1 protein-coding gene is annotated in these 998 nt (G+C 63.6%); it reads right to left on the bottom strand.

What is annotated here, in order from left to right:
• Window positions 1–207 precede the first annotated feature (207 nt).
• Window positions 208–609, bottom strand: coding sequence for a hypothetical protein (locus tag ACZ5CR_RS43825; protein WP_468868865.1), 402 nt, complete (start codon window positions 607–609; stop codon window positions 208–210).
• Between the last annotated feature and the right edge of the window lie 389 nt (window positions 610–998).

A 998-nucleotide genomic window follows, 5' to 3' on the forward strand; every position in this document is an offset into this window, starting at 1 on the left:
CGGTTCGCAGCCGCGCTTCTCATGCCGCGAGCAGATGTGCTCGCGCATGCCCCGCACGGTGCGAGCACCACCTGGATCCTCCAGGCCAAGCACCGCTGGAAGGTCGCCGCCATGGCCCTCGCCCACCGGCTGCACGAACTAGGTCTGACCACCGAGTGGCAGTATCGAACTCACTGTGTGGAACTCAGCCGCCTCGGCTATCGCAAGTCAGAGCCCCGTAGCGGCGTGGTCCGTGAAACATCGCAGGTCTTGGGCAAGGTGTTCACGGCCCTGCGGAGCGAAGGAACGCAGCTTACGGATATTGCCCGTGAGCTGCACCTCCAGCCTGCCGACCTTAATGACCTCGTTTTCGGACTGGTTGTCACTTCGCAGGAGGGTGACGGCCGAGGTCATGCCGGCAAGGTCAATCGATCGCATCTGTCCGTCGTCCGATGAACTGCTGAGGGTGGGATGCAGTGCGGCGACAGCGCCACGAAGCTGTTTCCCGAAGGTATCGGGACGGTCTTTGACGTGATCCTCGCCTGCCCGAAGTAGCAGGTCGTCGCGGGCAGCACTTTCATCGACGTCCACGTTCTCTGCATCCACCAGCGTGGTGTCGGCGCGGAGCATGGCGGTTGCCTCGTGGTCGAATCGGCCTGACCGAGCAGCGGGAGGCGGCACGGGACGCCCGGCGTGCGCTACCCCGATATCTGCGCTGAACCGACATCTCCAGACCGGCAGCTGCGGCATCGAGCGCAGTCCCCCTCTAAAGGCAAGAGAGGCACGTTCTGGATCCTCGGCATGTCGCTGCTCGCTGAGGTTGAGATGAGCGACTACTTGGTTGGGCATGAGAGCGAATCTGTTCGACCTGGAGTGACCCCGCCGTTCGCCAAATGCTGGAGGAGACCCAGCCGCTCGATCCGGGTATGAGGCCGTGTATCGGCGGATGCGAACCCACGGCATGGACGGGGACGGGCAAGCCGAGAAGTGCAGGAGGCGTGGTAAGCCCGAGCGTGATT

The organism is Streptomyces sp. NPDC031274 (genome assembly GCF_055570235.1).